Source organism: Catellatospora sp. NPDC049111 (assembly GCF_040648615.1).
GTDB classification, from domain to species: domain Bacteria; phylum Actinomycetota; class Actinomycetes; order Mycobacteriales; family Micromonosporaceae; genus Catellatospora; species Catellatospora aurea.
Genome location: NZ_JBEZEB010000055.1, coordinates 22,254 through 46,981, shown reverse-complemented (window position 1 = coordinate 46,981; position 24,728 = coordinate 22,254). Strand labels below are relative to the sequence as shown.

Genomic DNA, 24,728 nt, shown 5'->3' with positions numbered 1-24,728 from the left:
GACGCAGGGTCCGCAAAGTCGGCTTCCCGGTCCGCCACCTGTGCTTATCGTCAGCGGAAGGGATGATTTCGGAACGGGGATTCCACGCCATGGACGCGACGGACCTGGCTCGCTGGCAGTTCGGCATCACCACCGTGTACCACTTCCTCTTCGTCCCGATCACGATCGGCCTGTCGTTCCTCGTCGCGGGGCTGCAGACGGCCTGGTCGCGGACCGGGGACGAGAAGTGGCTGAAGCTGACGAAGTTCTACGGCAAGCTGCTGCTGATCAATTTCGCGATGGGCGTGGTGACGGGCATCGTGCAGGAGTTCCAGTTCGGCATGAACTGGAGCGTGTACTCCCGCTTCGTCGGCGACATCTTCGGCGCGCCCCTGGCGATGGAGGCGCTGCTGGCGTTCTTCCTGGAGTCGACGTTCCTCGGGCTGTGGATCTTCGGATGGGAGCGGCTGCCCAAGAAGATCCACCTGGCCTGCATCTGGATCGTCGCGGTCGGCACGGTGCTCAGCGCCGCATTCATCCTGGCGGCGAACTCGTGGATGCAGAACCCGGTCGGGTTCAGGATCAACCCCGAGCGCGGGCGGGCGGAGCTGACCGACTTCGGCGCGGTGCTGACCAACAAGGTCGCCCTGATCACGATCCCGCACACGATCGCGGGTGCGTTCCTGACCGCAGGGGCGCTGGTCGCCGCCGTGGCCATGTGGCACCTGGTCCGCCGTCCGGGGCGGGACACGGCCGCGTTCCGCAGCGCGGTGAAACTCGGCTCGTGGACCACGCTGGTGGCGATGGCGCTGCTGTTCATCACCGGCGACGTCCAGGGCAAGATCATGACCGAGGTGCAGCCGATGAAGATGGCCGCCGCCGAGGCCCTCTACAACACCGAGCAGCCCGCGCCGTTCTCCCTGTTCACCATCGGCACGCTGGACGGCAGCCGGCCGGTCTGGTCACTGGACGTGCCGCGGCTGCTGTCTTTCCTGGCCACCGGCACCTTCGACGGCCGGGTCCAGGGCGTCAACGACCTGCAGGCCGAGTACACGGCGCGGTTCGGGCCGGGCGACTACGCGCCCAACATCCCGGTCACCTACTGGTCGTTCCGCCTCATGATCGGCTTCGGGGTGCTGGCGGCGCTGTTTGCGCTGTGGGCGCTGTGGGCGATCCGCAAGGGCCGCTCGCCCGCCCCCGAGCGGCGCGGCACCCGGTTCCTGATGTGGGGCATGATCGCGCTGCCGCTGATGCCGCTGGCCGCCAACTCCTTCGGCTGGATCTTCACCGAGATGGGCCGCCAGCCCTGGATCGTGTTCGGCCAGATGAAGACCGCGGTCGCGGCCTCGCCTGCCGCCTCGTCCGGCGACGTGATCACCTCGCTGATCGTGTACACGCTGCTCTACGGCGTGCTCGCCGTCGTCGAGGTGGGCCTGCTGCTGTACTACGCCCGCGCCGGGCTGCCCGACGTCACCCCGCCGCCCCCGGCCGAGTCCGACGAGGACCGGCCACTGGCGTTCGCGTACTAGGAGGACGCCGTGGAGCTGTCGACCGTCTGGTTCATGCTGATCGCGCTGCTGTTCATCGGCTACTTCGTGCTGGAGGGCTTCGACTTCGGCGTCGGCATGCTGCTGCCCGTGCTCGGCCGCGACGAGCGCGAACGCCGCGTGATGATCAACACGATCGGGCCGGTCTGGGACGGCAACGAGGTCTGGCTGATCACCGCGGGCGGGGCGATGTTCGCCGCGTTCCCCGAGTGGTACGCCTCCCTGTTCTCGGGTTTCTACCTGCCGCTGCTGCTGATCCTGCTGGCGCTGATCCTGCGCGGGGTGGCGTTCGAGTATCGCGGCAAGCGCCCCGCCGCCTCGTGGAAGCGGCGCTGGGACTGGTGCATCGTGTTCGGCTCGGCGGTGCCGGCGTTCCTGTGGGGCGTCGCGTTCGCCAACATCGTGCGCGGCGTGCCGCTCAACGCCGAGCACGACTTCACCGGCAACCTGTTCACGCTGCTCAACCTGTACGCCATCCTCGGCGGTCTGACCACGCTCGCGCTGTTCCTGACCCACGGCGCGGTCTTCGTCGCGCTGAAGACGGTCGGCGACATCCGGCACCGGGCCAACCTGCTCGCCGAGCGCCTGGGCGTGTTCGCGGTGATCGCCGCGGCGCTGTTCCTCGGCGTGACCCTGCTGCGGCGGGCCACCCCGGCGGCCGTGGTGCTGGCCGTGCTCGCCGCGCTGTGCCTGGTCGGCGGCCTGGTCGCGAACCGGATGCCGTCGCGCACCGACCCCGCGGGCCGCCGCGAGGGCTGGGCGTTCGCGGGCACCGCCGCGGCGATCGCGCTGGCCGTGGCGTCGCTGTTCGCCGACCTGTACCCGTTCGTGCTGCCGTCGACGGTCGACCCGCTGACCAACAGCCTGACCGTGGACAACGCGTCGTCCACGCCGTACACCCTGAAGATCATGACCTGGGTCGCGGTGGTGTTCACCCCGCTCGTGCTGCTCTACCAGGGCTGGACGTACTGGGTGTTCCGCAAGCGCATCGGCACCAGCCACATCCCCGAAGAGGCGGCCCCGGTCCCGGGCCGCGCCGCCTGAACACAAGCCCTGCTCACAGGCGCGCAGCGTTAGGAAGGGCACCTTCTACATCGCGAAGCGATGTGAAGGTGCCCTTCCTAACGGACCGCTCGGCGCGGTGGGGGTGCCGCTCGCCGACGGGGGGGGCGGCACGCGCTGCCGGGGCATTCATCGCCGCCACTACACTCGCGGATCGGGAGCAGCGACCGTCCACCCGGGTGGCGGCGACATCCGACTGCCGAGGGCACACCGGGCCGAGCCCGCGTGGCGGCAGCGACCCCCGCACGTCACGGCCGGACCGGCCGGTGACCGTGCATCTCCTCGGCAAGGAGCAAGCTCCATGACCCCACGCAGAGCCCTGCACGCCCTGTGGCTCGCCGTCGTCCCCCTCATCGCCGCGGTGGTCCTCACCGTGGCCTCCCCCGCCGCCGCCGCGACGCTGACCGAGGTCACCGGCTTCGGCGCGAACCCCGGCGGCCTGCGCATGTTCCTGTACGTCCCGAACACCGTCGCGCCCCGGCCCGGCCTGCTGGTCGCGGTGCACTGGTGCCACGGCGACGGCCCCGCGATGTACAACGGCTCCGACTACGCCCGGCTCGCCGACCAGTACGGCTTCATCGTGGTCTACCCGTCGGTGACCCGCAGCGACGGGTGCTTCGACGTCGCCTCGACCGCCACGCTCACCCACGACGGCGGCGGCGACTCGCTGAGCATCGTCTCGATGACCAGGTACGTGCAGCAGAACTTCAACGCCGATCCGGCCCGCACCTACGTCACCGGTGTCTCCTCCGGCGGCATGATGACCAACGTCCTGCTCGGCGCGTACCCGGACGTGTACCGGGCGGGCTCGGCCTTCGCGGGGGTGCCGTTCGGCTGCTTCGCCGGCACCGAGAGCTGGAACAGCGCCTGCGCCCAGGGACAGGTCGTGAAGACCCCGCAGCAGTGGGGCGACCTGGTCCGCAACGCGTACCCCGGCTACACCGGCGCGCGGCCGCGGATGCAGCTGTGGCACGGCGTCAACGACGAGGTCCTGTCGTACGTCAACTTCGGCGAGGCGATCGAGCAGTGGACCAACGTGCACGGCGTCAGCCTGACGCCGACCTCGACCGACACCCCGCAGTCGGGCTGGACCCGCACCCGCTACGCCAACGGCTCCGGGCAGGTGCTGGTCGAGGCGATCAGCATGGCCAACACCCCGCACAACCTGCCGGTGCAGTACGGCGCGGCGGTCGCCTTCTTCGGCCTGAACACCACGGCCAGCCCGTCGGCGAGCCCGTCCGCCCCGCCGAGCGCCTCACCGTCGGTGTCGCCTTCGCCGTCCCGACCGCCGTCGCCCAGCGCGTCGCCTTCGCCGAGCACCTCACCGTCGCCGAGCGGTTCGCCTCCGGCACCCGGCGGCTGCACCGCCGTGTTCACCGTGAGCAACGCGTGGACCGGCGGATTCGTGGCCGCGGTGCGGGTGACCGCGGGCAGTGGCGGCGTCAACGGCTGGCGGGTCGCGCTGGCGCTGCCGTCCGGGGCGAGCCTCGTCAACGGCTGGAACGGCCAGTTCACCGGCACGACTGGCACGGTCCAGGTGGGCAACCTCAGCTACAACGGCAAGCTGGCGGCGGGGGCGTACACCGAGTTCGGCTTCCAGGCCAACGGCGCCCCGGCCGGCACCACGGTGTCGTGCACGGCACTGTGACCGTGCCAGGCGCATTCAGCTCGGGACGCTCCTGCCCCAGGAGGAGCAAGCCGCTTTGCGGCACCTCCGCCGGGCGAGCCCGGCACTGATCACGCCCCGGCTGTCGCACCCACCGGCACGCACGAAGAAGCGGGGTGGCCGTCACGGCCACCCCGCTTCGCGAAGAACTCAGGCGCCTGCCGCGCCCAGTTCGGCTAACTTGGCCTCCAGCTCGGCCAGCTCGGCGCGCAGCTTCAGCGCGTGCGCCTCGGCCTCGGCCCGCTCGGCGGCCAGGATGTGCTCCACGGCCTCCTGCACACCGGGCACGTCGAGCATCGACACCATCTTCAGCGCCTCCTGCGCCTTGATGATGTAGGGCTTGGCGAGCGCCTTGGTGCCCTGGACCGCGCCGACCGTCCACTCGCCCTCGGTGTAGGCCAGCGTCACGGTCAGCCCGGCCGGCGGCTTGACCTTGGGGCCCTTGCCGGCGGCGGGCTTGCGCGGGGCGGGCGCCACGGCGGGGGTCTCCGGTTCGGACACCTCGGGATTCACGGACACTGGTCGCTCCTGACGGACGGGCTTCTCACGGATGATCATGAACTCGGGCTCGGGCGGGGCGACGGGCTCCGGCACCGGCTCGGGCGCGGGCTTGCGACCCGTGGCGCCCTTGGGCGGGATGCTGAGATCGCCGGGAGCGAAGGGCAGCACGTCGCTGCCGAACTTCACCATGATCCACTCATCGTGGGTATCGGGGTCGTCGAGCTGCACGACCTGCCCCAGCTGGCCCGCGATCTGGCCGGCCGCCTCGGTGAACATGACCCGGGGCCGCTTGCCCGACGCAAGCGTCTCCTGGATCTGCGTCAACTCCTGAGTCGACAGTCCCGCCATAACCGCGCTCCCACACCCTCGCCGAACACATGTTTGATACGCATGTTCTATCAGAGCCCACCGACAACAGCGGAACTGACACCATGCGGAAAGTGGGGACATCTTCGCAGCACCGGCCCGTTCCGCGCACCGGGTGTGTCGGCGGTGACAGTGTCACGGTCGCGTGACGGTTGTTCTAATGGACCGATGGGGATCATCATCGTGACCGGCGGCAGCCGCGGCATCGGCGCTGCGACCTGCGTGAAGCTCGCCGCGGCGGGACATGACGTCGTGGTCGGCTACCGCGGGGACGCCGACGCGGCGGCCGAGGTCGTGGCGAAGGTGGCCGCGGCCGGACGGCGCGCGATCGCGGTGCGCGTCGACGTGTCCGACGGCGCGCAGGTGCGCGAGCTGTTCGACCGTACGCAGGCCGAGCTGGGCACGCCCACCGGCCTGGTCAACAACGCCGCGGTGAGCAGCGCCATCGGGCCGTTCACCGAGCTGTCCGAAGCCGACCTGCGCCGCGTGGTCGAGGTCAACGTCATCGGCGCGATCCTCTGCGCGCAGGAGGCGGCCCGCCGGATGGGCCCCGGCGGCGCGATCGTCAACGTCTCCTCGGTCGCCGCGACGCTGGGCAGCCCCGGCGAGTACGTGCACTACGCCGCCTCGAAGGCCGCGGTGGAGACGCTGACCGTCGGCCTGTCCAAGGAACTCGGCCCGGCCGGGATCAGGGTGAACACGGTCTCCCCCGGCGTGATCCACACCGGATTCCACGCCGGCAGCGGCGAGCCCGGCCGCGCGGACCGGCTCGGACCGGCCGCCCCGCTCGGCCGCTCCGGGCAGCCCGAGGAGGTCGCGAACGCGATCGCCTGGCTACTGAGCGACGAGGCCTCGTACATCACCGGCGCGACCCTCAAGGTCTCCGGCGGCCGCTGACCCGCCCCGGCGCGGCGCGGCTCATGATCCACCGACTTGCCAGGCACCTGGGCGAATGGCGTCTTCAAGATACGCACGGGCGCCTGGAAAGTCGAACGGTCATGGTGCGGCCCGCGCCCGCACCGGCAATGCGGGCAAGGGAAACGTGGCAAAGGCGGTTGACGACATCAGGCACATGCTAGATAGTGATGCTATCCATTATCGGCCACCCCCAGCGAGGCCCTCATGTCCCACGCCACCCTGCTCACCGCGGGCATCCTGCTCATCACGGTCTCGACCATCGTCTTCGGCGGGCTGTCGCTGCTGATGAGCATCGTCAAGCGGATCCCCGGCTACCTCGACAACCCGGTCCGGCGAGCGCTGTGGACCGCCGGGCACGCCCACGCCGGCGTGCTGGTGATCTTCGCGCTGGTCGCCCTGCCCTACCTCGACCAGACCGGCTACAGCCCGGGCACGCAGACCCTGGTCCGCGCCCTGCTGGTGGCCCCGCCGATCGTGATGTCGCTGGGCTTCTTCCTGTCCGTGGTGCGCCCGACCGACACCAAGCCGAACAAGCTCATCTGGCTCGTGCCCCTGGGCGGGGCATCGCTGGTGGCGGGCACGCTGACCCTGGGCCTCGGCCTGGTCTGACCCGGACCGCGAGCACAAGAACATGAGGGGGCGGCTACCGTCCCCTCATGTTCTTCGACGGCATGCCCGGCTCCTGGGAACCAATGCCCCTGGCCCAGGCGGCGCGGCGCTACGACCTGGGCGAGGCCAGCTACGACAGCGTCCACCTGGAGGACCTGTTCGGCGAGGAGCCGGAGCACTTCCACGTCCACTCCGGCAACCTCGTGGTCGACGGGCCGCTGGCCCTGGGCAACCTGCCCGGCGAGGACGACGACACCGTGTACGTCGTCGACGGCGACCTCACGGTGCACGGCCCGGTCGGCTTCCGCAACCTCGACGTCTACACGTCGCTCTACGTCACCGGCACCGTCACCGTGCACGACCTGGTCTGCCTGTGGGACAGCTGCCTGTTCGTCGGCGGCTCGCTGCACGTCGGCGGCCTGCTGGCGACCTCGCTGACCGACGCCGGCCACCTTGTCGTGAAGGACCGGCTGACCTGCCCGGTCTGGCTGGACGATCGCGGCCGCGGCGCGATCTACGTCGACCCGGAGCCGGGAACCCGCTTCCTCGGCGACGCCGACAACCCGCTGCGCCCCGCCGACTCCCCCGCCGAGGAGGTCGCCGCGGCGCTGCGCCCGGAGTTCCTGGAGAAGGGCCGCGTCGACGTGGACGAGATCCACGGCGCAGTGCTGTCAGGCCGGCCCGTGCTGCGCTGAGGGCGGCCGGTCAGGGGTGATCGTGGGGGACGGGCAGCCCCGCAGCCACGATCACCGGCTCGGCGAGCGGGTGCGCGGAGCGGGGCAGGATCACCCGTACCACCAGGCCGCCGCCGGGGCGGGGCACGGCGACCGCGTCGCCCCGGTGGGCCTGCGCGACCGCGCGCACGATCGACAGCCCGAGGCCGCTGCCGCGCGAGGAGCCGACCCGGTCGGTGAGCCGCCGGAACGGCTCGAACAGCGTCGGCACCTCGTACGCCGAGATGACCGCGCCGGTGTTGCTCACCACGATCTCGGCGTGGCGGGGCCGGGCGATGGTCTGCACCCGCACCCAGCCGCCCTCGATGTTGTAGCGCGTCGCGTTGTCGATCAGGTTGCGGATCAGCTGCTCCAGCAGGATCGGGTCGCCGGTCACCGGCGCCGGGGCCAGGTCGCGGCCGATCTGCACGGACAGCCGCCCGGCCAGGGCCTCGGTCGTGTCGGCGGCGATGCCGGCCAGCTCCGCGATGTCGACCAGGCGGCGCTCGGTCACCGCGTCCTCGGCGCGGGCGAGCGTCAGCAGGGCGTCGATTAGCCGCTCGTGGCGCTGGTTGACGGCGAGCAGGTTCTGGCCGAGCTGGTGCACCTGCGGCGGGCTGTCCGGGCGGCTCATCGCCACTTCGACCAGGGTGCGGTTCAGCGCGATCGGGGTCTTCAGCTCGTGCGCGGCGTTGGCGATGAACCGGCCCTGGCCCGCGAAGGCCTCGTCGAGCCGGTCGAGCATGCTGTCGAAGGAGTCGGCGAGGCTCTTCACCTCGCCGGGCGGGGCGTCCAGGTCGATGCGCTTGTGCAGGGTGCGCCCGGCGATGCGGTGCGCGGTCGCGGTGATCATGCTGAGCGGGCGCAGCAGCCGCCCGGCCACGAACCAGCCCGCGGCGGTGGCCAGCACCCACATCGCCAGCAGCGTCAGGCCGCCTTTGAACAGCAGGTTGGCCTGCATCGAGTCCATGATCGTCTGCTTGGAGGCCTCGATGGAGCCGGGGTTGATCGTCCCGGCGCTGGTGTAGTCGAACGGAGCGCCGTCGCGATACTTGTCGGCCAGCAGGATGCCCATGCTGTACTCCATGGCGTTGTCGACCAGGATCAGCACGCCCGCCAGCACCGAGCCGCCCGCCAGGGCGAACACGAGGCTGAACACGACGGTCAGGCGTACCCGCAGATTGCCCCGCCACTCGCCCATCAGCGGATCCGGTAGCCGACGGCGGTGACCGTCTCGATCGGCTGCGGCTCGCCGAGCTTACGGCGCAGGCCGCTGATGGTGACCCGGACGATGGTGGTGAACGGGTCCATGTTCTCGTCCCAGACCTTCTCCAGCAGCGTCTCGGCCGACACCACCGCGCCCTCGGCCCGCAGCAGCTCCTCGAGCACCGCGAACTCCCGGCGGGACAGGCTCACGTAACGGCCGTCCCGGTAGGTCTCGCGGTGGTGCGGGTCGAGCCGGATGCCGGCCCGCTCCAGCACCGGCGGCGCGGCCGGGCGGGCCCGGCGGCCCAGCGCCCGCACCCGGGCCACCAGCTCGGCGAACGCGAACGGCTTGGGCAGGTAGTCGTCGGCGCCGAGGCTCAGTCCGGCGACCCGCTCGGCGACCGTCACCGACACGGTGAGCATCAGCACCCGCACGTCCAGGCCCTGCGCCACGACCTGGCGGCACACCTCGTCGCCGTGCACGCGCGGCAGGTCCCGGTCCAGGATCATCACGTCGTACGCGTTGACCGAGAGCTTCTCCAGCGCCGCCGCCCCGTCGTAGGCGACGTCGACGGCGATGGCCTCCTGCCGCAGCCCCTCGGCGACGGCCTCGGCCATCAGCTCCTCGTCCTCCACGACCAGGACCCGCACCCCGCCACCTCCTCGACGAACCGACCGCCAAGTATGCACGGCCGGTGTTAGCGCAGTGTTAGTGAAATCCCTCTCGGCACCCTCACACCCCCTGCTGTTGGCTACCCACCGTGACTGGAGAGCTGGCTGAGGCGGTCGTCGACCTCGCGGCGATCGAGGCCAACGTCGGACGGATCGCCGGGGCCACGACCGCCGCGGTGATGGCCGTGGTGAAGGCGGACGGATTCGGCCACGGCGCGGTGCCGGTGGCGCGGGCCGCGCTGGCCGGCGGCGCCACCTGGCTCGGGGTCACCAGCGCCGCCGAGGCCCTCGAGCTGCGCGGCGCAGGGCTCACCGCGCCGGTGCTGAGCTGGCTGCACAGCCCGCGCACCGACTTCGCCGCGCTGGCCGCCGCCGACGTCGACGTGTCCGTGGCCGCCTCGGAGCTGCTCGACGCGGTCGCCGCCGCGGCCCGCGCCACCGGCCGCCCGGCCCGGATCCACCTCAAGATCGACACGGGGATGTCACGGCACGGCGCGACCGCCGCGGGCTGGCCGGAGCTGGTCGCCTGGGCGCGCAAGTACGAGCGGGAGGGCGTGCTCGCCGTGCGCGGCGTGTGGTCGCACCTGGCCACCGCCGACTCCTCGCCGGACGGCGTGACCGCGCAGACGGCCGCGTTCACCGAGGCGGTGGCGTACGCCCGCGACGCCGGGCTGGAGCCCGAACTGCTGCACCTGGCGAACTCGGCGGCCGCGTTCACCGCCCCGCACACCCACTTCGACCTGGTCCGCGCCGGCATCGCGGTGTACGGGGTCGAGCCCGTGCCCGGCCGCGCCTTCGGACTGCGCCCGGCGCTCACCCTGCGTACCGAAGTGATCATGACCAAGCGGGTGCCCACCGGCACCGGGGTCTCCTACCAGCACACCCACGTCACCGACCGGCCCACCACGCTCGCGCTGATCCCGCTCGGCTTCGCCGACGGCATCCCGCGCGGCGTCGACGGCCGGGCACAGGTCCTGCTCGGGGGGCGGCGACTGCCGATCATCGGCCGCGTCGCCATGGACCAGTGCATCGTCGACGCCGGCGACCTGGACGTCCGCATCGGCGACCCGGTCACCGTGCTCGGCCCCGGCGACACCGGCGAACCCACCGCCACCGACTGGGCCGAGTGGGCCCAAACCAACCCCCACGAAATCCTCACCGGCATCGGCACCCGCGTGCCCCGCCACCACCGAAGGAAGGGCACCTTCACATCGCACGTCCGTGTAGAAGGTGCCCTTCCTCACCGCACCACGGAAGGAAGCGTTCGATGAGGCTTGGCGTGATCTATGGCGGGCGGAGCGGGGAGCACGACGTGTCGTGCAAGAGCGCGCGGAGCATCCTCGCCCACCTGGACCGGAGCCGGTACGACATCACCGAGGTGGTCATCGGCCGCGACGGGGCCTGGCATGTCGACGGCATCCCCGTGAGCATGGGCGACGCGCTGCGCACGCTGGGCCGCGTCGACGTGGTCTTCCCCGCGCTGCACGGCCCCTACGGCGAGGACGGCACGGTGCAGTCGCTGCTGGAGATGGTCGGCGTGCCGTACGTCGGCAGCGGTGTGCTGGCCAGCGCCACCGGTATGGACAAGGAGTTCACCAAGAAGATCCTCGCCGCCGACGGGCTGCGGGTGGCCGACGGCGTGGTGCTGCGGCCCGGCCAGGACGACGTGTCGCCGGCCGACCGCGAGCGCCTGGGCCTGCCCGTCTTCGTCAAGCCCGCCCGGGCGGGGTCGAGCATCGGGGTCACCCGCGTCGACGACTGGGCGCAGCTGCCCGCGGCGCTGGCCGCGGCCCGCGCGTGCGACGGCAAGGTGCTCGTCGAGGCCGGCGTCGCCGGGCGCGAGGTGGACGTGGCGGTGCTCGAACACCCGGACGGCACGCTGCAGGCCGGGCCGCCGCTGGAGATCCGGGTCGCCGACGGGCACGGCTTCTTCGACTACGACGCCAAGTACACCGCCGGTGAGGTGGTGTTCGACATCCCGGCCCGGCTCGACCCGTGGGTCATCGCGCTGCTGCAGTGCCGGGCGCTGCAGGCCTTCGCCGCGCTGGAGTGCCGGGGGCTGCTGCGGGTGGACTTCTTCCTGCCCGAGGGAGGCGGCGAACCGGTCCTCAACGAGGTCAACACGTTCCCGGGGTTCACCTCCGCGTCGCAGTACCCGCGGATCTGGCAGGCCGCCGGGATCTCCTACCCGGATCTGCTGGACACCCTGGTGAACACGGCGGCCGCGACGGCGGCCCGCTCCCTGACCGCCCTGGCCGGGCGGCGCTGAGACGCCGCGGAGCCCGGCCACTGGGGTAGTGCCGGGCTCCGCGGACACCTCGCGCCGGCCCGGGGAACGCCGGCCGCCCGAACCTGGCGGCTTAGGCGGCACGGCTTCCCCGGGCCGGCGCACCACGCTCAGGAGTGCAGCACCTCGGCGAGGAAGGCATCGACCCGCGCCTCGACCTGGTCACCGGGCACGCACGCCAGGTCGGCGCACATGTAGGTGCCGACGGTGTCGCCCCGGCGTCCCGCGTCGCCCTTGCGGCGAGCGGTGAACAGGGTCACCTCGTCGGACGGGCGTACCGCCTGGCACAGCAGGCACATCGCGGCCCGCCGCCGTGACATCACCGAGTCCGCGGCGCGCAGCAGCAGCCCCACCGGCCTGCCGTCGCGCCAGCCCAGCAGGTAACCGCGCTGCTCCAGCTTGCCGTCCCGCCAGCCGAGGAAGGTCCGCCCCGCCCAGTCGAGCTCCGCGAAGTCCTTCGGCAGGGTCATCGCCGACGCGTCGCCCCGCGAGCAGTTCGCCATGGCCCGTCTGATCTGCGGTTCTGTCATCGGTTCCACCCGGCGCACGGTACGCGCGGCCCGTCGGCGCGAGCCACCCGTTTTCCGCCGGTGACCGGCGGCACCCAGGCCGCACCCGTGCGGGGTATCCGCCCCCGCGCCCGATATCCTGGGCAGATGATCAAGGCAGTGGTGTTCGATGTGGGCGAGACGCTGATCGACGAGACCCGCATCTGGAGCCGCTGGGCCGACCGCCTCGGCGTGCCCCGCTTCGCCATGCTCGGGCTGCTCGGCGGCATGGCCGCGATGGACCGCCCGCACGGCGACGCTTTCGCGCTGCTGCGCCCCGGCCTCGACGTCGACGCCGAGATGGCCGCCTGGGCCGCCGACGACCCCGACGGGCTGCGCGAGAACTTCGACGAGGCCGACCTCTATCCCGACGTGCGCCCGGCCTTCGCCGAACTGCGCCGCCGCGGCCTCACCGTGATCATCGCCGGCAATCAGCCGCCGCAGGCCAAGGCCGCCCTGGAGCGGATGGACCTGCCCGTCGACGCGATCTACACGTCGGCCGAGTGGGGCATCGAGAAGCCCCACCCGAGCTTCTTCGCCAAGGTCGCCGAAGTCGCCGACCTGGCCCCGGCGGCGATCTGCTACGTCGGCGACCGGGTCGACAACGACGTGCTGCCCTCCACCCGCGCGGGCATGAAACCGGTCCTGGTGCGCCGCGGCCCGTGGGGCTACCTCGGCTCGGAGAAGCCCGAGGCGGCCCGGCACGCAACCATCGTCGACGGCCTGGAAACCCTGCCCGAACTGCTGCGACCCGCCTGATCGGGTGCTGATTCGCCAACCGCCTGCGCCCGCCGTCCGCGCTCCTTAGCGTGGAGGTGATCCGTCGAGGAGGAGCGATGCCCAAGAACAACCAGTCCCGTCGGCACCCGCGCCAGGACAAGCCGCGTGTCGAGCAGGACCAGCCCGGAACGCCGCACGCCGAGCACGACCACGCGCCCGGCGAGCACGCGGCCTGGGCGTCGGAGCACGCGCAGGAGCAGTCGCGCCAGCGCGCCATGGCGGCGCGGGAGAAGGCGACCCGTACGCAGATGTCGGTCGGCCAGTCCGGTGTGATGCGCCTGAAGAAGGGCAACCAGCCCCGCGGCGGCCGCTGACCGGTCCGGCAGACCCGGCCCCAGGGCCGTGACCTGCTGCTACCGTTGACCGAATGGAAGGCTGTGATACCAGGCCGGGCCGACGCCCGGCCTGCGCGTACCGGCTGTCACTCCAGGCGGGCCCCAGGTGATCGATGGTGGGCGACCACTGGATACAACTGGTTCTGGTAGCCGTACTGATCGTGTTGAACGCGCTGTTCGCCGGCAGCGAGATGGCGCTGGTCTCCCTGCGTGAGGGCCAGCTGCGCCGGATGGAGCAGCAGGGTGGCGGCGCCGCGGCCGCCGCGGCGCTGGCCCGGGATCCGAACCGGTTCCTTGCCACCATTCAGATCGGCATCACCCTGGCCGGCTTCCTGGCCTCGGCGACCGCCGCCATCGCCTTGGCCGAGGTGCTGCAACCCGCCCTGGGTTTCCTCGGGGCCGCCGCCCGGCCGGTCGCCGTCGTCGCCGTGACCCTGGTGCTGACGTTCCTCACCCTGGTCTTCGGCGAACTCGCGCCCAAACGCGTCGCCATGCAGCACGCCGAGCGGTGGGCACGCGTGGCGGGCCGCCCGCTGACCGTGCTTGCGACCATCTCCCGGCCGTTCGTCTGGGTGCTGAGCAAAGCAACAGACCTGGGCGTACGCCTCATGGGCGGCGACCCGCACCGGCACCGCGGCGACGAGATCACCCCCGCGGAGGTGCGCGACATGGTCAGCGTGCACCGCGGCTTCACCGCCGAGCAGCGGCTGATCATCGCCGGGGCGGTGGAGATCACCGAGCGGGTCCTGCGCGAGGTGCTGATCCCGCGCCGCAACGTGTTCACTCTCGACGCCGACATGCCCGTCGAGGTGGCCCGCAAGGAGCTTGCCGGCTCGGGTTTCTCCCGCGCTCCGGTCGTACGGCGGCGCAACCTCGACGACACGCTCGGCATCGTGCACCTGCGGGACCTGCTCGCCGACGACGTCGCGGGCCTGGCCGACCTAGCCCGCCCCGCGCTGCTGCTGCCCGACTCCCTGCACGCGGCCGACGCGCTGCGCAGGTTCAAGCTCGAACACCAGCAGTTCGCGCTGGTCGTCGACGAGCACGGAGCCGTCGACGGCATCGTGACCCTGGAGGACCTGCTGGAGGAGGTCGTCGGCGAGATCTACGACGAGACCGACCGGGACGTGATGGCGGTCCAGCAGGGCGACGACGGGGACATGCTGCTGCCCGGCACGTTCCCGATCCACGACCTGCCCGATATCGGGGTCAACCTGGACGAGCGGCCCGGCGGCGACTACATCACCATCGCGGGGCTGGTCATCGCGATGCTCGGGCACGTGCCGACCCGGACCGGCGAGATCGTGCACCTCGACGGGTGGACGGCACAGGTCACGTCGGTGGACCGGCACGCCATCACCGAGATCCGGCTGCGCCCCTGCGGCGGCCCCGCAGGCGACGCGCTCTGCCCGCCGAAGCCGCGCACGGGGTGACCCCGGACCGGCCCTGCGCGGCGGCGTCTCGGACTACGCGGGCGCGAGCAGGGTGTCGAACACGGTCGTGAAGAAGGTGTCGAAGGCCGCCGGCGAGCGGTCGGTGCGCGCCCTGATCAGCGTGCCCTCCCAGGCGTCGACTAGGAAGCCGGCGGTAGTGGCGGGGTCGAGTCCGGCGCGGACCGCGCCGGTGCGCGCGGCCTCGGTCAGGGCCGCCGCGACCAGCGCCGTCCACGCGTCGAGACTGCCGCCGACGGCCTCGCGGACGGCGTCGATGTGGTCGGCGATCTCAACGCCGAAGTTGCCGTAGAGGCAGCCGCGCCCGTACCCGTGCCGGACGACGTCGTCGCGCAGGAACGTGAAATGCGCCCGGAGCCGGTCGAGCGGCGCGACGCCGGTGTCGGCGAGGTCCTGCAGGCGACGGCTTTCGCCGTAGCGTTCGAGCACCACCACGGCGAGGTCTTCCTTGCTGCCGAAGTGGTTGTAGAACGAACCCTTGGGCACCCCGGCGGCGTCGGTGATGTCCTTGACCGCCGCGGCGTGGTAGCCGCGGCTGTGGAACTGGTCGAGCCCGGCCGCCACGATCTCCTCGCGCATGCTCTTCCTGCCCATCACCCAGCACCTCCGTCCCGAATATGACCGGTCGTCTCGCTATCGTCAAGCCCTCCCCGCCGTGATCCAGCGCTCGTTGCCGCGACTTAAGACGACCGGTCATATTTGAGTCCCAGCCGGGTCGACAGGCCCGACGATCCCGCCACGGAGGCAGCGCAGTGAACGACCTGACCGACTTCGTCATCGAGGCCCACGGTGGCCTCGACCGCTACCGCCGGTTCACCTCGGCGACGGCCCACTTCCGCACCGGTGGGGCGCTGTGGGCGGTGAAAGGCCGGGCGGGGATCCTCGCCGAGGCCGAAGTGCGCGTCGACCTGCAGGAGCAGCACGCCTCCCACCGCCCCTTCCCCGCACCCGGCCTGCGCACCTCGTTCACCGCGCAGCGGGTGGCCATCGAGAGCGACACCGGCGAGGTGAAGGCCGAACGGCTCGACCCGCGCGCCGCCTTCGCCGGCCACACCCTGCACACCCCTTGGGACGACCTGCACGTCGCCTACTTCGCCGGTTACGCCATGTGGACCTACCTGACGGCCCCGTTCTCGTTCGCCTCGCCAGGGTTCCGGACCGAGCAGTTGAGCCCGGTGCAGGAGGAAGGGCAGACCTGGCAGCGGCTCAAGGTCACCTTCCCGGACCATGTCGCCACCCACTGCCGGGAGCAGACGTTCCACTTCGACGAGTCCGGGCTCCTGCGCAGGCACGACTACACGGCCGAGGTCATCAACGCCGGTCCGGCCGCCCACTACTGCTCCGACCACCGCGAGTTCAACGGGATCATGGTGCCCACCCGGCGGCGCGTCCACCCGGTCGGCGCGGACGGGGCGGTGGACCGCGACCTCGAACTCGTCACCATCGACATCGACGAGGTCTCGTTCACCTGATCCGCACGCCGGGTCCGGTCAGCGCGGCGCTCCGGCCCGGCTCGACGCCGTCCGCCTGATCCGCTTGGTTCTGCCGTGGTGCGCCAGCAGTTCCAGCACCCCGGGGACCGTGGAGACCTCCGACAGCGTTCGCTGCAGCCAGTCGGTCCAGGTCGGGATCATCGCGGGGCCGAGGCCGGGCACGTCGCCGTACGCGTCGAGGATCGCGTGTTCGGCGGCGCGGCGCGACGCGTACGCGAGGTCCTTCTCATCGCGGGCCAGCGCCACCCAGTGGTCCCGGCCATCGCGGTCGATCTCGAGCATCTGCAGCACCACCGCCAGCACGAGGACGGAATCGGGATCGGCGGCGACCGTGGCCATGAGCTGTGCGTGGCACTCGGGCCGCGCCATCGTCCGCTGGTAGAGCGGCCAGCGCTGATGCTCGTCGTGCGGATCGGCGGGCACCGGCACGCCGGCCCGCTCGGCGAGCACGGTCAGCTCACCGAGCAACGCGTCCACCACACGGCCCCTCCGGTGCATGGCTCATCCGGAGGATCATCGCAGAAGCGTTCGCCGCGCCGCCGTGCGATTCGGTGGGCCAAGCCCGGCTCAGCCGAGGTACGGGGTGTCGCGGTCGTCGAGGTGGTGGCGCAGGCGCAGCCGGGTCGACTCGTGGATCGGCAGCGTGTCGAACTCGGCCGGGTCGACGTAACGCAGGTCGGTGGACTCCTCGCTACGCGACAGCCCGCCACCGACGACCCGGGCGCGGTACACGAGGCTGAACTGCTGGCGGACCTCGCCGTCGGCGTACGCGATGACGTGGTCGGGGTCGGTGTAGACCCCGACCAGGCCGGTGATCTCGACGTCGAGCCCGGTCTCCTCGCGGACCTCGCGGACCACGCACTGTTCGAGGGTCTCGCCGACCTCCATGGTGCCGCCGGGCAGCGACCAGTTGCCCGAGTCGGCCCGCCGTTGCAGCAGCACCCGTCCCCGCTCGTCGACGATGACGGCGACCCCGCCGGGCACGATGCGGGTGGCCGCGGGCGCGTCCGGGTCGTGGAAGTGGTCGCGGCGGGTGGTCATGCCGCAGGCCTCAGGCCGGCGAAGACGACGGCCAGGGTGCGGGCCTGCAACCGCTCGTCCCAGCCGCCGGTGACCGCGCCCTGGCAGACGGCGCCGAGCAGCGCCATCACCTCGGGCAGTTGCACGTCGGGGCGGACCGTGCCCGCGTCCTGCGCCGAGGTCAGCAGCCCGTCCACGGAGCGTTCCAGCATGCCGACCGCGTCGGGGATGCTCAGCTCCGTGCCCGCCTCGGCGAGCAGGTCGAGCACAGTCTTCTGCCGTGCCGCCTGGGCGACGAGTGTGGTGAAGAAGGCGAACAGCGCCGTGCCCGGCGGGCTGTCGCGCCGCAGCGTCTCCACATCGGAGACCAGCCGAGCCAGCAGGCCCTTCATGATCTCGCGGAGCAGGTCGGCCTTGGTCGGGAAGTGCCGGAACACGGTGCCGATGGCGACACCGGCCCGGTTGGCGACCTCCTCGGTGGAAGCGGCCGGTCCGCGCTCGGAGAACACCTGCTCCGCGGCTTGCAGGATGCGGTTGCGGTTGCGCAGCGCGTCCGCGCGCAACGGCTTGTCATCAGGCGGCACGGCTCTCCCCTTGAAAAAATGAGTCGACACTCATTATCGTACGAAGTCGAGTCGTCGCTCATCTTATCCGGAGGTGTCCCATGTCCACACCCCACGAAGCGTTCGATCGGTTGCGCCGGCAGTGGTTCCTGTCTGACGGGCCCGCCCTGGACCCGGAGTTGTTCACCGAGGACGTCGTCGTCGAGATGCCGTTCGCGGCGCCCGGCCGGCCCGACCGGATCGAGGGCCGGGCGGCGTTCGTCGCGTTCGCCGAGGCCGGACGGGCCGCGCTGCCGGTGCGCTTCGACCGGTGCCAGGTCACCGCGGTGCACGAGACCGTCGACCCGGACGTCATCGTCGTGGAGTACGAACTCGGCGGCACCGTCACGACAACCGGCAGGCAGGCGTCCGCGCCGTTCGTCGGCGTGCTGCGCGCCCGCGACGGGCGCATCGCACACTGGCGGGAGTACCAGCACACGCTCGCCATCGCCCAGGCCCTGTCCGCAGCCTGAGCCGCCTACCCCGGCAGTTCTCCGGTCTTGCAGTAGCTGCCGAGCACGTCGATCGCGACGTTCATGGCGATCGCCGCGCCGGGCGGGTAAACGGGCTGCCCGCCGTCGGAGAGAACGACCGGCTCCGTACGCAGCCCCTCCGGACCCATGATCACCACGTGCGCGGGTGCGCCGTCGCGCGGTGCCGTGACCAGCAGGCTCTGCTCGTCACCGAGGCCGATCCGCACCGGCACACCGGACTGCGGCACGAATTCGGCGGACCGCGGCAGCACGACCGTGCTCAGGTGCAGGCGGCGCACCTGAGCACGGAGTTGCTCGGCGGTGCTCATCTCGCAGCTCCGGGCTCCCTCATCCCACGTCAGCAGCCCGAGAACGACCGGCACCGGGCCGGCCACCGGCAACCGTTCCGGCTTCCTCGCGGACGCCTGGATCGGACGCGGCCGCGCTCGCGAGTCGCCCTCGAACCAGCGGATGATGACCCAGAAGACCGCCGAGAACAGGACAGTCCACAGCGACAACAGCAGCAACACCCCGCGCCGCCTTGCCGAACGAAAACTCCGCACCGGGCCTCGGCTGTCCGGAACCCTCCGCGCCGCCGTAGACGGCCTCCCGTTCGACGTGAAGCCGCCCCGCCTCCCTCATGACGACGCGCAGCAGGTAGAACTGCACTGCCATGGACGCCGTGGTAACCGCGAAGGTAGGAACATTGCCGTCCTCCGGAACCAGCGCAATGATGGCCAGCACACTCAGAACGTTCACCGAGATCGCCGCCAGCAACGGGTGCTGCCCGAACCATCTCCACAGCCGACTCATCACCGCACGCCCCCGCGTCTGTCGATCATCGGCCAGGCCGTAGCGGATCCACGCCAGGCGGTGGGGTCAGCGCATTTCGTGCTGCGCACCCGCGAGCTCAATGGCGGGAGTGCCGGCACACCCTCGCCGTCGCCGAGGCGCTCGGCGCATCCTGAACAGCGCCTACCCCGCATCGCCAGCAGGCCGGACATCCGGTGCCACGTCATCCGTTGCGGTGGCGGCACCCGGCAGCACGCCGGTCGCGCAGTATCTGCGGAGGATCTCCACGGCAAGGTCGAAGGGCAGGTAGGCGTGGGACGGGTAGGTGTGAACCTGCGGGTCGGCGAAGGCCTTCGCCAGGCCTGACATCGTGACGACTCTCGACAGAGCCGGGTCGTCGGGGTCGGTCAGCAGGACGGTTCTCTCCTCGCCGAGACTGATCCGCACGGTCATACCCGACTCGGGCGTGAAGTCGGCGGTCCTGGGCACGGTGACCGTGCTCAGATGCAGCCGCAGCAGTTCGGCGTGCAACTGCGCCGAACTGCGCACCACACGGTCTCTGCTGCCTTCATCCCACGTCAGGAGACCGCCGCCGCGATCTTCGTACACGGGCCGCGCGCCCCACAGCGGGACCGGCTCGAGCCGTGGCACCGGCAACGACGGGTGCTCGGGCTTCGCTCGCTTCGGAGCGGTGGGCGCGGCCGCCTGAGGCGGTGCCGGGTGCGGACCCGCGGTCTTCGGGCCGGTCGCCTCCCTCCACAGCCGGGCAATGACGTCGCTCTTCGGGTCGGTCGCGCTCGTCCGCAGCCGGGCGATGATGACGCGGAGAGCGACGTACCACACGACCAGCCAGAGTGCCCACCCGGTCACCAGCGCCGCCCGGTCCGTCCCGACGGAGGGCACTAGTTGCTCGATGAGCAGCAAGCCCAACGGCAGAGCAGCGAATGCGGCCGCCAACAGCGTGAACGGCCGAGTCCGCGCTCGGCGGTGACGACGTCGCTCCGCGGCGGATCCGGACTCCGGCTCCGCTTCGATCAGCAGCAGGAGGTGCGGGAGTCCCCCGATGAGGGCGATGCTCAGCAAGAAAGTCATCATCGAGTACAGGCCGCTGGTCACCGCGAGCCCAAGCCGGTCGAACCAGGCAGTCGGGGCACTGAGCGCGAACACCGCGAAGGCCAGGTGCAGCAGCAGAAGCACCGTGTACGGACCGAGCCTGAACTCCCTGAACGCTGACTTGACGGCAGGAACCACATCCCACACCGGCGAACCGTCGCGGAGCGGGTCACCTTCTACCGCGGCCTGCCGCTCTGCGCTGCGGGCAACCATCCGAGCACTGATCGCCTGGTAAACGGCGAGCGGCACCGTCAAGAACGCCATCGCGAAGACGCCTCGTGGCAGGTTGCCGTCCTCCGGCACCAGCCGGACGAGGGCGAAGGTGCCTCCCCCGTACAGCGCCACAAGCAACAGAATCGAGAAGTACGCGCTGAACGATGACCGGCTCCGGTTGATGGAACCGGCCCTCGACTTCCACAACCGACTCACGCCTTGACGCCCCCGTCATGTCGATGATCACGTAGACAGTAGTGGGACGCGCCAAGCGGTGGGCGTCGAAGAGCTGCTCGGTCGAGCTGGCGGCGAAGCAGCCCACCGTTCCTGTCAGGTGCTCGTCACAGCCATTCGATCCGCCACTGCGAAGTGCGGAACAGGGTCCGCAGCTCCGCCATGTCCTTGGCCCAGTGGTCGCCGCCGGCGGAGGGATTATCGATGTCGTCCACAAAGAACACGTAGTAGCCGCGCGTGTGCTCGGCGTCGAACTGGACGCGCAGAAAGAATCCCTCGTCCTCACCGGCCACGATCCGGCCGTGCCGGTCGAGGTGGATGTCGGTCGTCGGCACGGCCATCAGAGCAGTTTCTGCTTCTTCAGGTAGGAGACCAGCTCGTCGTACGCGCCGCCCTCGTTGGCGAACATCGCGACGTTGCGGGCGGTGGTGAACCACGGCCCGGTGGACGGGCGCACCTCGCGCAGCGCCGCCTCGAAGTCGCGCTGCTCGATCATCCGCAGGTCGCCGCTGGTGATGGAGTCGTGCATGGCGTACTCGGTGGCGGTCTCGCACAGGTGCGCCAGGTCCGCGCCGGAGAACTGCTCCGTGGACCCGGCCAGTTTCTTCAGGTCGATGCCCGCGATGGGCCGCTGCCGCAGGTGGTACTCGATGATCGAGCGCCGGGCGGCGGCGTCCGGCGGCGCGACCAGCACGGTGCGGTCCAGGCGGCCGGGGCGGCGCAGCGCCGGGTCGACATCCCAGGGGGCGTTGGTCGCGGCGAGCACGAACACGCCCTCGTTGGCGCCCTCCATGCCGTCGAGCTCGGCCAGCAGCTGGTTGCCGAGGGTGCGCATCGCCGAGGACTTCATCTGGCTGCGCTTGTGCCCGAGCGCGTCGACCTCGTCGAGGAAGATCACGCACGGGGCGTTGCGCCGGGCGGTCTCGAAAATCTCGTGCAGGTTGCGCTCGGATTCGCCGATCCACATGTTCAGCACGTCGACCAGCGAGATCGTGGTGAACTTGGCACCCATCTCCCCGGCAACCGCGCGGGCCAGGAACGTCTTGCCGCAGCCGGGCGGGCCGTAGAGCAGCAGGCCGCCGCGCAGGCTCTTGCCGTACAGCTCGCGCAGCTTCTTGTTCTTCATCGGCGCGAGGAACGACAGCTCCAGGCGCTTCTTCACGTCGGTCATGCCGCCGACGTCGGCCAGGCGCACGTCGCTGCTCTCGACGTCGAAGACCCGGTCGCCGTCGCCCTTGACGGCCTCGGGCTCGTCGTCGGCGGAGGCGAAGCGCAGCGGCACCGAGTCGGCGAACTGCGCCTCCAGGGCCAGCCAGTTCAGCTCGCCGCCCGGCGCGGCGGGCCGCGGGGCCTCGGCGGCCGGATCGGCCTGCCCCGGCTGTTGGGGCTGCGGAGCCTCCGACGCCCGCGCCGCGGGCTTCGCCGGGGCCGGGCCGCCCAGGGCGCGGGCCATCAGCGCCTGGGCCTGCTCGTGCTGCGGCTGCAGCGCCAGCACCGCCGCGAGCTGAGCGATCGCCTCGCCCGGCCGGTCCGCGGCGACCAGCAGCTCGGCGACGTGCAGCCGCAGCGGCAGGTCGTCGGGGCGGGCGGCGACGGCCGCGAGCAGACTTTCGATCAGCGAGGAGCTCATGGCGTGCCATTATGCTGGCTCGTCGCAGCTCGCGGTGCCCCCTACCCGCCGGTTCGGAACGGCCCGAACAGCGGCCCCCGCAGCTGCGGTGAAGTCACTATGCTGTGCCGACCCGGCCACGTGCCGACGTGACACCCCACCCCGAGGACCGCATGAACGACGACCTGTTCCGCCCGACGATCACGGCCGCGCCCGTGGCCGCCGGCGATCCGCCGTGGCGGCCCTCCTCGATCGTCTACCCGGCGTTCTTCGGCGGCCCGCTGGCCGTCGCGGTGCTCGGGGTGCTCAACGCACGTCGGCTGTCGCTGGGCGTCAACCAGCAGCTCGCCGTCGCCGCCGCCGGGCTCGCCGCCGTCGCGGCGCGGCTGGCCATGACGGCCCTGCTCGGGCAGACCCAGGCCCGGATCCTGGGCACCGTCTTCGGGCTGCTGGTCTGGGGCGTCGTCAGCATGACCCAGAAGAAGGCATTCCGGGCGTACGAGTACGGCAACGGTGAACCGGCGAGCCTGTTCGGCCCCGGCCTGGCCGCCGTCATCGGCTGCGGCCTGCTGGAGAACATCCTGATCGCGGTGGTGGTGGACTGATGACCGAGCACGCCCACGCCCCGGCGCTGCTGCGCGCGCACGCCCTGCTGGCCGCCGCCCGGCCCGAGGACGCGCTGCGTGAACTCGCCGTGCTGCCCGAGTCCGACGCCGGGTCGGCGCTCGTGTTCGAACTGCGTGCGGCCGCCCTGCTCCAGCTCGAACGCTGGGGCGAGGCGCGCGACGCGGCCCGGGCGGGCCTGGCCGCGGGCGGCCCCGACCCTGACCTGCTCTGCCAGCTCGGCCTCGCCGAGCACCGGCTCGGCCGACCCGAGACCGCCGAGCGGGCGCTGCTCGACGGGCTGGCGATCGCACCTGAGGACGTCAGCCTGCTGTGCGTGTACGCCCGGCTGTGCTTGGAGCACGGCCAGCTCGACAAGGCCCGCCGCCTGGTGGAGCTGGCCGCGGCGCAGGACTCCGACGCGCCGATCGTGTTCTCGACCCGAGTCCAGCTCGCCCACGCGAGCGGCGACGACGTGCTCGCCCAGCGGATCAGCCGCGAGTTCGTCGCCGCCCATCCCGACAACGCCCAGGCGCACGCCTTGCTCGGCGGGACCAGCGCGGCTCGCGGGCAGGTCCGCTCGGCGTACTCGGGGCTGCGCCAGGCGGTCGCGAACGACCCGACCGACCGCGACTACGCGCAGGCCGCGTACGAGGCCCGGATCGGGCTGCACCCGCTGCTGGTGCCGCTGCGCCCGTTCACCCGGTTCGGGCCGGTCAAGACGTGGATCGCCGCGATCGTCGTCATCTACGGCCTGCGCAGCCTCGGACTGCCGACGCTGTCGGCGGTGGCCGCGGTGGCCTGGTTCGCGCTGTGCGTGTACTCGTGGGTGGTGCCGCCGCTGCTGCGCCGCTGGCTGATGCGCCGCTGGCGCTGATGCGCCTGCTCGACGACGAGGCCCTGGAGCGGTCCTCGGTGGTGGCCAACAACGCCATGAACCGCGAACGCGGGCTCGACGGCGTCAACAGCTACGCCCGCGACCTGGGCCTGCACCCGCTGGACCGGCTGCTGCCCCGGCTGGCCGAACATGGCGCGGCGGCATGGCTGGACCTGTGCTGCGGCCAGGGCCGGGCCCTGGTCGAAGCCGCCGGTCAGGCACCGGACGGGCTGGAGATCGTCGGCGTGGACCTGGTGGACCACTTCGACCCGCGGGCATCCGCGCTGAACGGGCTCACCCTGGTCACCGCCTCGCTCGCGCAGTGGCAGCCGGACCGCGCCTTCGACCTGATCACCTGCGTGCACGGGCTGCACTACGTCGGGGACAAGCTCGGCGTGCTCGCCCGCGCGCTGACCTGGCTGTCTCCCGGCGGCACGCTCGCCGCGCACCTGGACCTGGCGAGCATCCGGCTGGCCGACGGCACACCGGCGGCCCGGCTGGTGCGCCGCCTGCTGCGCGAGGCCGGCGTCGCCTACGACGCCCGCCGCCGCATCGTCACCCGCACCGGCCCGGCCGTGCTGGACCTGCCCTTGGAGTACGCCGGAGCCGACGACCAGGCGGGCCCGAACTACACCGGCCAGCCCGCCGTCGACTCCTACTACCACCCGCTGCGCACCGGCACCCGCCCCGAGCCGACGCCGCCGCCGCGCCGCTCGGTGCTGGTGGACGACCGCGGTGTGCACGTCGACTCGCTCGAACCGATCCCCTGGGAAGACGTCTACCACGCCTCGGTCTGCCGGTTCGTGGTCGAGATCGCGGGTGTCGACCACATCGAACTGACCGTCGACCTCGTGTACGGCCATTACGTGACCGTCCTCGACAGCGATGAGGGGTTCGGCGCGGCCGTGGCCGAGTTCGCCCGCCGGTCCGGCCGCCCCGCGCCTGACCTGTCCTGCCTCGACGCCGGGCACGATGGCATCGAGCTGTGGCAGCAGCAGTTCTGACGCACCCGGGTCCACCGACCCGGGATTGGCCGTGCCGCAGGCCGCGCCGACCGGG

General features: G+C 71.6%; 29 protein-coding genes. 16 read left to right on the top strand and 13 right to left on the bottom strand.

What is annotated here, in order from left to right; translation table 11 throughout:
- Positions 1-89 precede the first annotated feature (89 nt).
- The 3 genes from AB0B66_RS39825 to AB0B66_RS39815 all read left to right on the top strand — a co-directional run bounded on the left by AB0B66_RS39825 (position 90) and on the right by AB0B66_RS39815 (position 4,236).
- Complete coding sequence (locus AB0B66_RS39825) at positions 90-1,508, top strand: cytochrome ubiquinol oxidase subunit I (RefSeq protein ID WP_360540143.1); 1,419 nt, start codon at positions 90-92, stop codon at positions 1,506-1,508.
- A gap of 9 nt (positions 1,509-1,517) precedes the next feature.
- Positions 1,518-2,570, top strand: a complete 1,053-nt coding sequence (gene cydB, locus AB0B66_RS39820; protein WP_360540141.1) for a cytochrome d ubiquinol oxidase subunit II — start codon at positions 1,518-1,520, stop codon at positions 2,568-2,570.
- 319 nt (positions 2,571-2,889) lie between these two features.
- The gene (locus AB0B66_RS39815) at positions 2,890-4,236 is read left to right on the top strand and encodes a PHB depolymerase family esterase (protein ID WP_360540139.1); all 1,347 of its coding nucleotides are present in this window, start codon (positions 2,890-2,892) and stop codon (positions 4,234-4,236) included.
- 168 nt (positions 4,237-4,404) lie between these two features.
- Here AB0B66_RS39815 and AB0B66_RS39810 read toward each other — a convergent pair whose 3' ends face one another.
- On the bottom strand, positions 4,405-5,103 hold the full coding sequence (locus AB0B66_RS39810; RefSeq protein WP_360540137.1) for a hypothetical protein: 699 nt from the start codon (positions 5,101-5,103) through the stop codon (positions 4,405-4,407).
- A 186-nt stretch (positions 5,104-5,289) separates the two neighbouring features.
- Between AB0B66_RS39810 and AB0B66_RS39805 the strand changes: the two genes are divergently transcribed.
- From AB0B66_RS39805 to AB0B66_RS39795, 3 genes are all read left to right on the top strand, one after another.
- A complete protein-coding gene (locus AB0B66_RS39805) occupies positions 5,290-6,018 on the top strand; it encodes a glucose 1-dehydrogenase (RefSeq protein WP_360540135.1) in 729 nt (242 codons plus the stop codon).
- Between the two features lie 225 nt (positions 6,019-6,243).
- Positions 6,244-6,648, top strand: coding sequence for a hypothetical protein (locus AB0B66_RS39800; RefSeq protein WP_360540133.1), 405 nt, complete (start codon positions 6,244-6,246; stop codon positions 6,646-6,648).
- Between the two features lie 47 nt (positions 6,649-6,695).
- Positions 6,696-7,343, top strand: coding sequence for a hypothetical protein (locus AB0B66_RS39795; protein ID WP_360540131.1), 648 nt, complete (start codon positions 6,696-6,698; stop codon positions 7,341-7,343).
- A 10-nt stretch (positions 7,344-7,353) separates the two neighbouring features.
- Here the strand turns inward: AB0B66_RS39795 and AB0B66_RS39790 are convergent, their stop codons facing one another.
- On the bottom strand, positions 7,354-8,562 hold the full coding sequence (locus AB0B66_RS39790; RefSeq protein ID WP_360540129.1) for an ATP-binding protein: 1,209 nt from the start codon (positions 8,560-8,562) through the stop codon (positions 7,354-7,356).
- Entirely contained in the window at positions 8,562-9,218 is a 657-nt protein-coding gene (locus AB0B66_RS39785) for a response regulator transcription factor (RefSeq protein ID WP_360540127.1), read from the bottom strand. The genes AB0B66_RS39790 and AB0B66_RS39785 overlap by 1 nt, the downstream gene beginning before the upstream one ends.
- A gap of 110 nt (positions 9,219-9,328) precedes the next feature.
- On the opposite strand from AB0B66_RS39785, the gene alr reads away from it, so the two are divergent.
- Together alr and AB0B66_RS39775 are read left to right on the top strand one after the other, a co-directional pair.
- Positions 9,329-10,510 (top strand): alanine racemase, encoded by a 1,182-nt coding sequence (gene alr / locus AB0B66_RS39780; protein WP_360540125.1) that lies wholly within the window; start codon positions 9,329-9,331, stop codon positions 10,508-10,510.
- The gene (locus tag AB0B66_RS39775; RefSeq protein ID WP_360540123.1) at positions 10,507-11,508 is read left to right on the top strand and encodes a D-alanine--D-alanine ligase family protein; all 1,002 of its coding nucleotides are present in this window, start codon (positions 10,507-10,509) and stop codon (positions 11,506-11,508) included. Before alr ends, AB0B66_RS39775 begins: the two co-directional genes overlap by 4 nt.
- 128 nt (positions 11,509-11,636) lie before the next feature.
- Here the strand turns inward: AB0B66_RS39775 and AB0B66_RS39770 are convergent, their stop codons facing one another.
- Positions 11,637-12,056 carry an FBP domain-containing protein gene (locus AB0B66_RS39770; protein WP_360540121.1) on the bottom strand — a complete coding sequence of 140 codons (420 nt, stop codon included), beginning with the start codon at positions 12,054-12,056 and terminating at the stop codon, positions 11,637-11,639.
- Between the two features lie 126 nt (positions 12,057-12,182).
- On the opposite strand from AB0B66_RS39770, the gene AB0B66_RS39765 reads away from it, so the two are divergent.
- From AB0B66_RS39765 to AB0B66_RS39755, 3 genes are all read left to right on the top strand, one after another.
- Positions 12,183-12,833, top strand: a complete 651-nt coding sequence (locus tag AB0B66_RS39765) for an HAD family hydrolase (protein ID WP_360540119.1) — start codon at positions 12,183-12,185, stop codon at positions 12,831-12,833.
- Between the two features lie 77 nt (positions 12,834-12,910).
- Positions 12,911-13,168, top strand: a complete 258-nt coding sequence (locus AB0B66_RS39760) for a hypothetical protein (RefSeq protein WP_191839921.1) — start codon at positions 12,911-12,913, stop codon at positions 13,166-13,168.
- Between the two features lie 137 nt (positions 13,169-13,305).
- Positions 13,306-14,622, top strand: coding sequence for a hemolysin family protein (locus AB0B66_RS39755; RefSeq protein WP_360540159.1), 1,317 nt, complete (start codon positions 13,306-13,308; stop codon positions 14,620-14,622).
- Between the two features lie 33 nt (positions 14,623-14,655).
- Here the strand turns inward: AB0B66_RS39755 and AB0B66_RS39750 are convergent, their stop codons facing one another.
- Entirely contained in the window at positions 14,656-15,234 is a 579-nt protein-coding gene (locus AB0B66_RS39750) for a TetR family transcriptional regulator C-terminal domain-containing protein (RefSeq protein ID WP_360540117.1), read from the bottom strand.
- A 158-nt stretch (positions 15,235-15,392) separates the two neighbouring features.
- Between AB0B66_RS39750 and AB0B66_RS39745 the strand changes: the two genes are divergently transcribed.
- A complete protein-coding gene (locus tag AB0B66_RS39745; protein ID WP_360540115.1) occupies positions 15,393-16,112 on the top strand; it encodes a hypothetical protein in 720 nt (239 codons plus the stop codon).
- 18 nt (positions 16,113-16,130) lie between these two features.
- Here the strand turns inward: AB0B66_RS39745 and AB0B66_RS39740 are convergent, their stop codons facing one another.
- The 3 genes from AB0B66_RS39740 to AB0B66_RS39730 all read right to left on the bottom strand — a co-directional run bounded on the left by AB0B66_RS39740 (position 16,131) and on the right by AB0B66_RS39730 (position 17,737).
- Entirely contained in the window at positions 16,131-16,610 is a 480-nt protein-coding gene (locus AB0B66_RS39740; protein WP_360540113.1) for a hypothetical protein, read from the bottom strand.
- A gap of 90 nt (positions 16,611-16,700) precedes the next feature.
- Positions 16,701-17,174 (bottom strand): NUDIX domain-containing protein, encoded by a 474-nt coding sequence (locus AB0B66_RS39735; protein ID WP_360540111.1) that lies wholly within the window; start codon positions 17,172-17,174, stop codon positions 16,701-16,703.
- Positions 17,171-17,737, bottom strand: coding sequence for a TetR/AcrR family transcriptional regulator (locus tag AB0B66_RS39730; RefSeq protein WP_360540109.1), 567 nt, complete (start codon positions 17,735-17,737; stop codon positions 17,171-17,173). Before AB0B66_RS39730 ends, AB0B66_RS39735 begins: the two co-directional genes overlap by 4 nt.
- Positions 17,738-17,817: 80 nt before the next feature.
- On the opposite strand from AB0B66_RS39730, the gene AB0B66_RS39725 reads away from it, so the two are divergent.
- Entirely contained in the window at positions 17,818-18,228 is a 411-nt protein-coding gene (locus AB0B66_RS39725; protein WP_360540107.1) for a nuclear transport factor 2 family protein, read from the top strand.
- A gap of 5 nt (positions 18,229-18,233) precedes the next feature.
- Here AB0B66_RS39725 and AB0B66_RS39720 read toward each other — a convergent pair whose 3' ends face one another.
- The 5 genes from AB0B66_RS39720 to AB0B66_RS39700 form a co-directional block, all read right to left on the bottom strand.
- A complete protein-coding gene (locus AB0B66_RS39720) occupies positions 18,234-18,557 on the bottom strand; it encodes an Imm1 family immunity protein (RefSeq protein ID WP_360540105.1) in 324 nt (107 codons plus the stop codon).
- A 19-nt stretch (positions 18,558-18,576) separates the two neighbouring features.
- Complete coding sequence (locus AB0B66_RS39715) at positions 18,577-19,005, bottom strand: hypothetical protein (RefSeq protein ID WP_360540103.1); 429 nt, start codon at positions 19,003-19,005, stop codon at positions 18,577-18,579.
- 198 nt (positions 19,006-19,203) lie between these two features.
- Positions 19,204-20,562 carry a hypothetical protein gene (locus tag AB0B66_RS39710; RefSeq protein WP_360540101.1) on the bottom strand — a complete coding sequence of 453 codons (1,359 nt, stop codon included), beginning with the start codon at positions 20,560-20,562 and terminating at the stop codon, positions 19,204-19,206.
- A gap of 125 nt (positions 20,563-20,687) precedes the next feature.
- Positions 20,688-20,921 (bottom strand): hypothetical protein, encoded by a 234-nt coding sequence (locus tag AB0B66_RS39705; protein WP_360540099.1) that lies wholly within the window; start codon positions 20,919-20,921, stop codon positions 20,688-20,690.
- Positions 20,921-22,210 carry an AAA family ATPase gene (locus AB0B66_RS39700; RefSeq protein ID WP_360540097.1) on the bottom strand — a complete coding sequence of 430 codons (1,290 nt, stop codon included), beginning with the start codon at positions 22,208-22,210 and terminating at the stop codon, positions 20,921-20,923. Before AB0B66_RS39700 ends, AB0B66_RS39705 begins: the two co-directional genes overlap by 1 nt.
- A 128-nt stretch (positions 22,211-22,338) precedes the next feature.
- On the opposite strand from AB0B66_RS39700, the gene AB0B66_RS39695 reads away from it, so the two are divergent.
- From AB0B66_RS39695 to AB0B66_RS39685, 3 genes are read left to right on the top strand one after another with little or no spacing between them, the layout of a single operon-like run.
- Positions 22,339-22,794: a hypothetical protein gene (locus AB0B66_RS39695; RefSeq protein WP_360540095.1), complete on the top strand. Its 456-nt coding sequence runs from the start codon at positions 22,339-22,341 to the stop codon at positions 22,792-22,794.
- Positions 22,794-23,669: a tetratricopeptide repeat protein gene (locus AB0B66_RS39690; RefSeq protein WP_360540093.1), complete on the top strand. Its 876-nt coding sequence runs from the start codon at positions 22,794-22,796 to the stop codon at positions 23,667-23,669. Before AB0B66_RS39695 ends, AB0B66_RS39690 begins: the two co-directional genes overlap by 1 nt.
- On the top strand, positions 23,606-24,673 hold the full coding sequence (locus AB0B66_RS39685; RefSeq protein WP_360540091.1) for a methyltransferase domain-containing protein: 1,068 nt from the start codon (positions 23,606-23,608) through the stop codon (positions 24,671-24,673). The genes AB0B66_RS39690 and AB0B66_RS39685 overlap by 64 nt, the downstream gene beginning before the upstream one ends.
- The last annotated feature ends 55 nt before the right edge of the window (positions 24,674-24,728 follow it).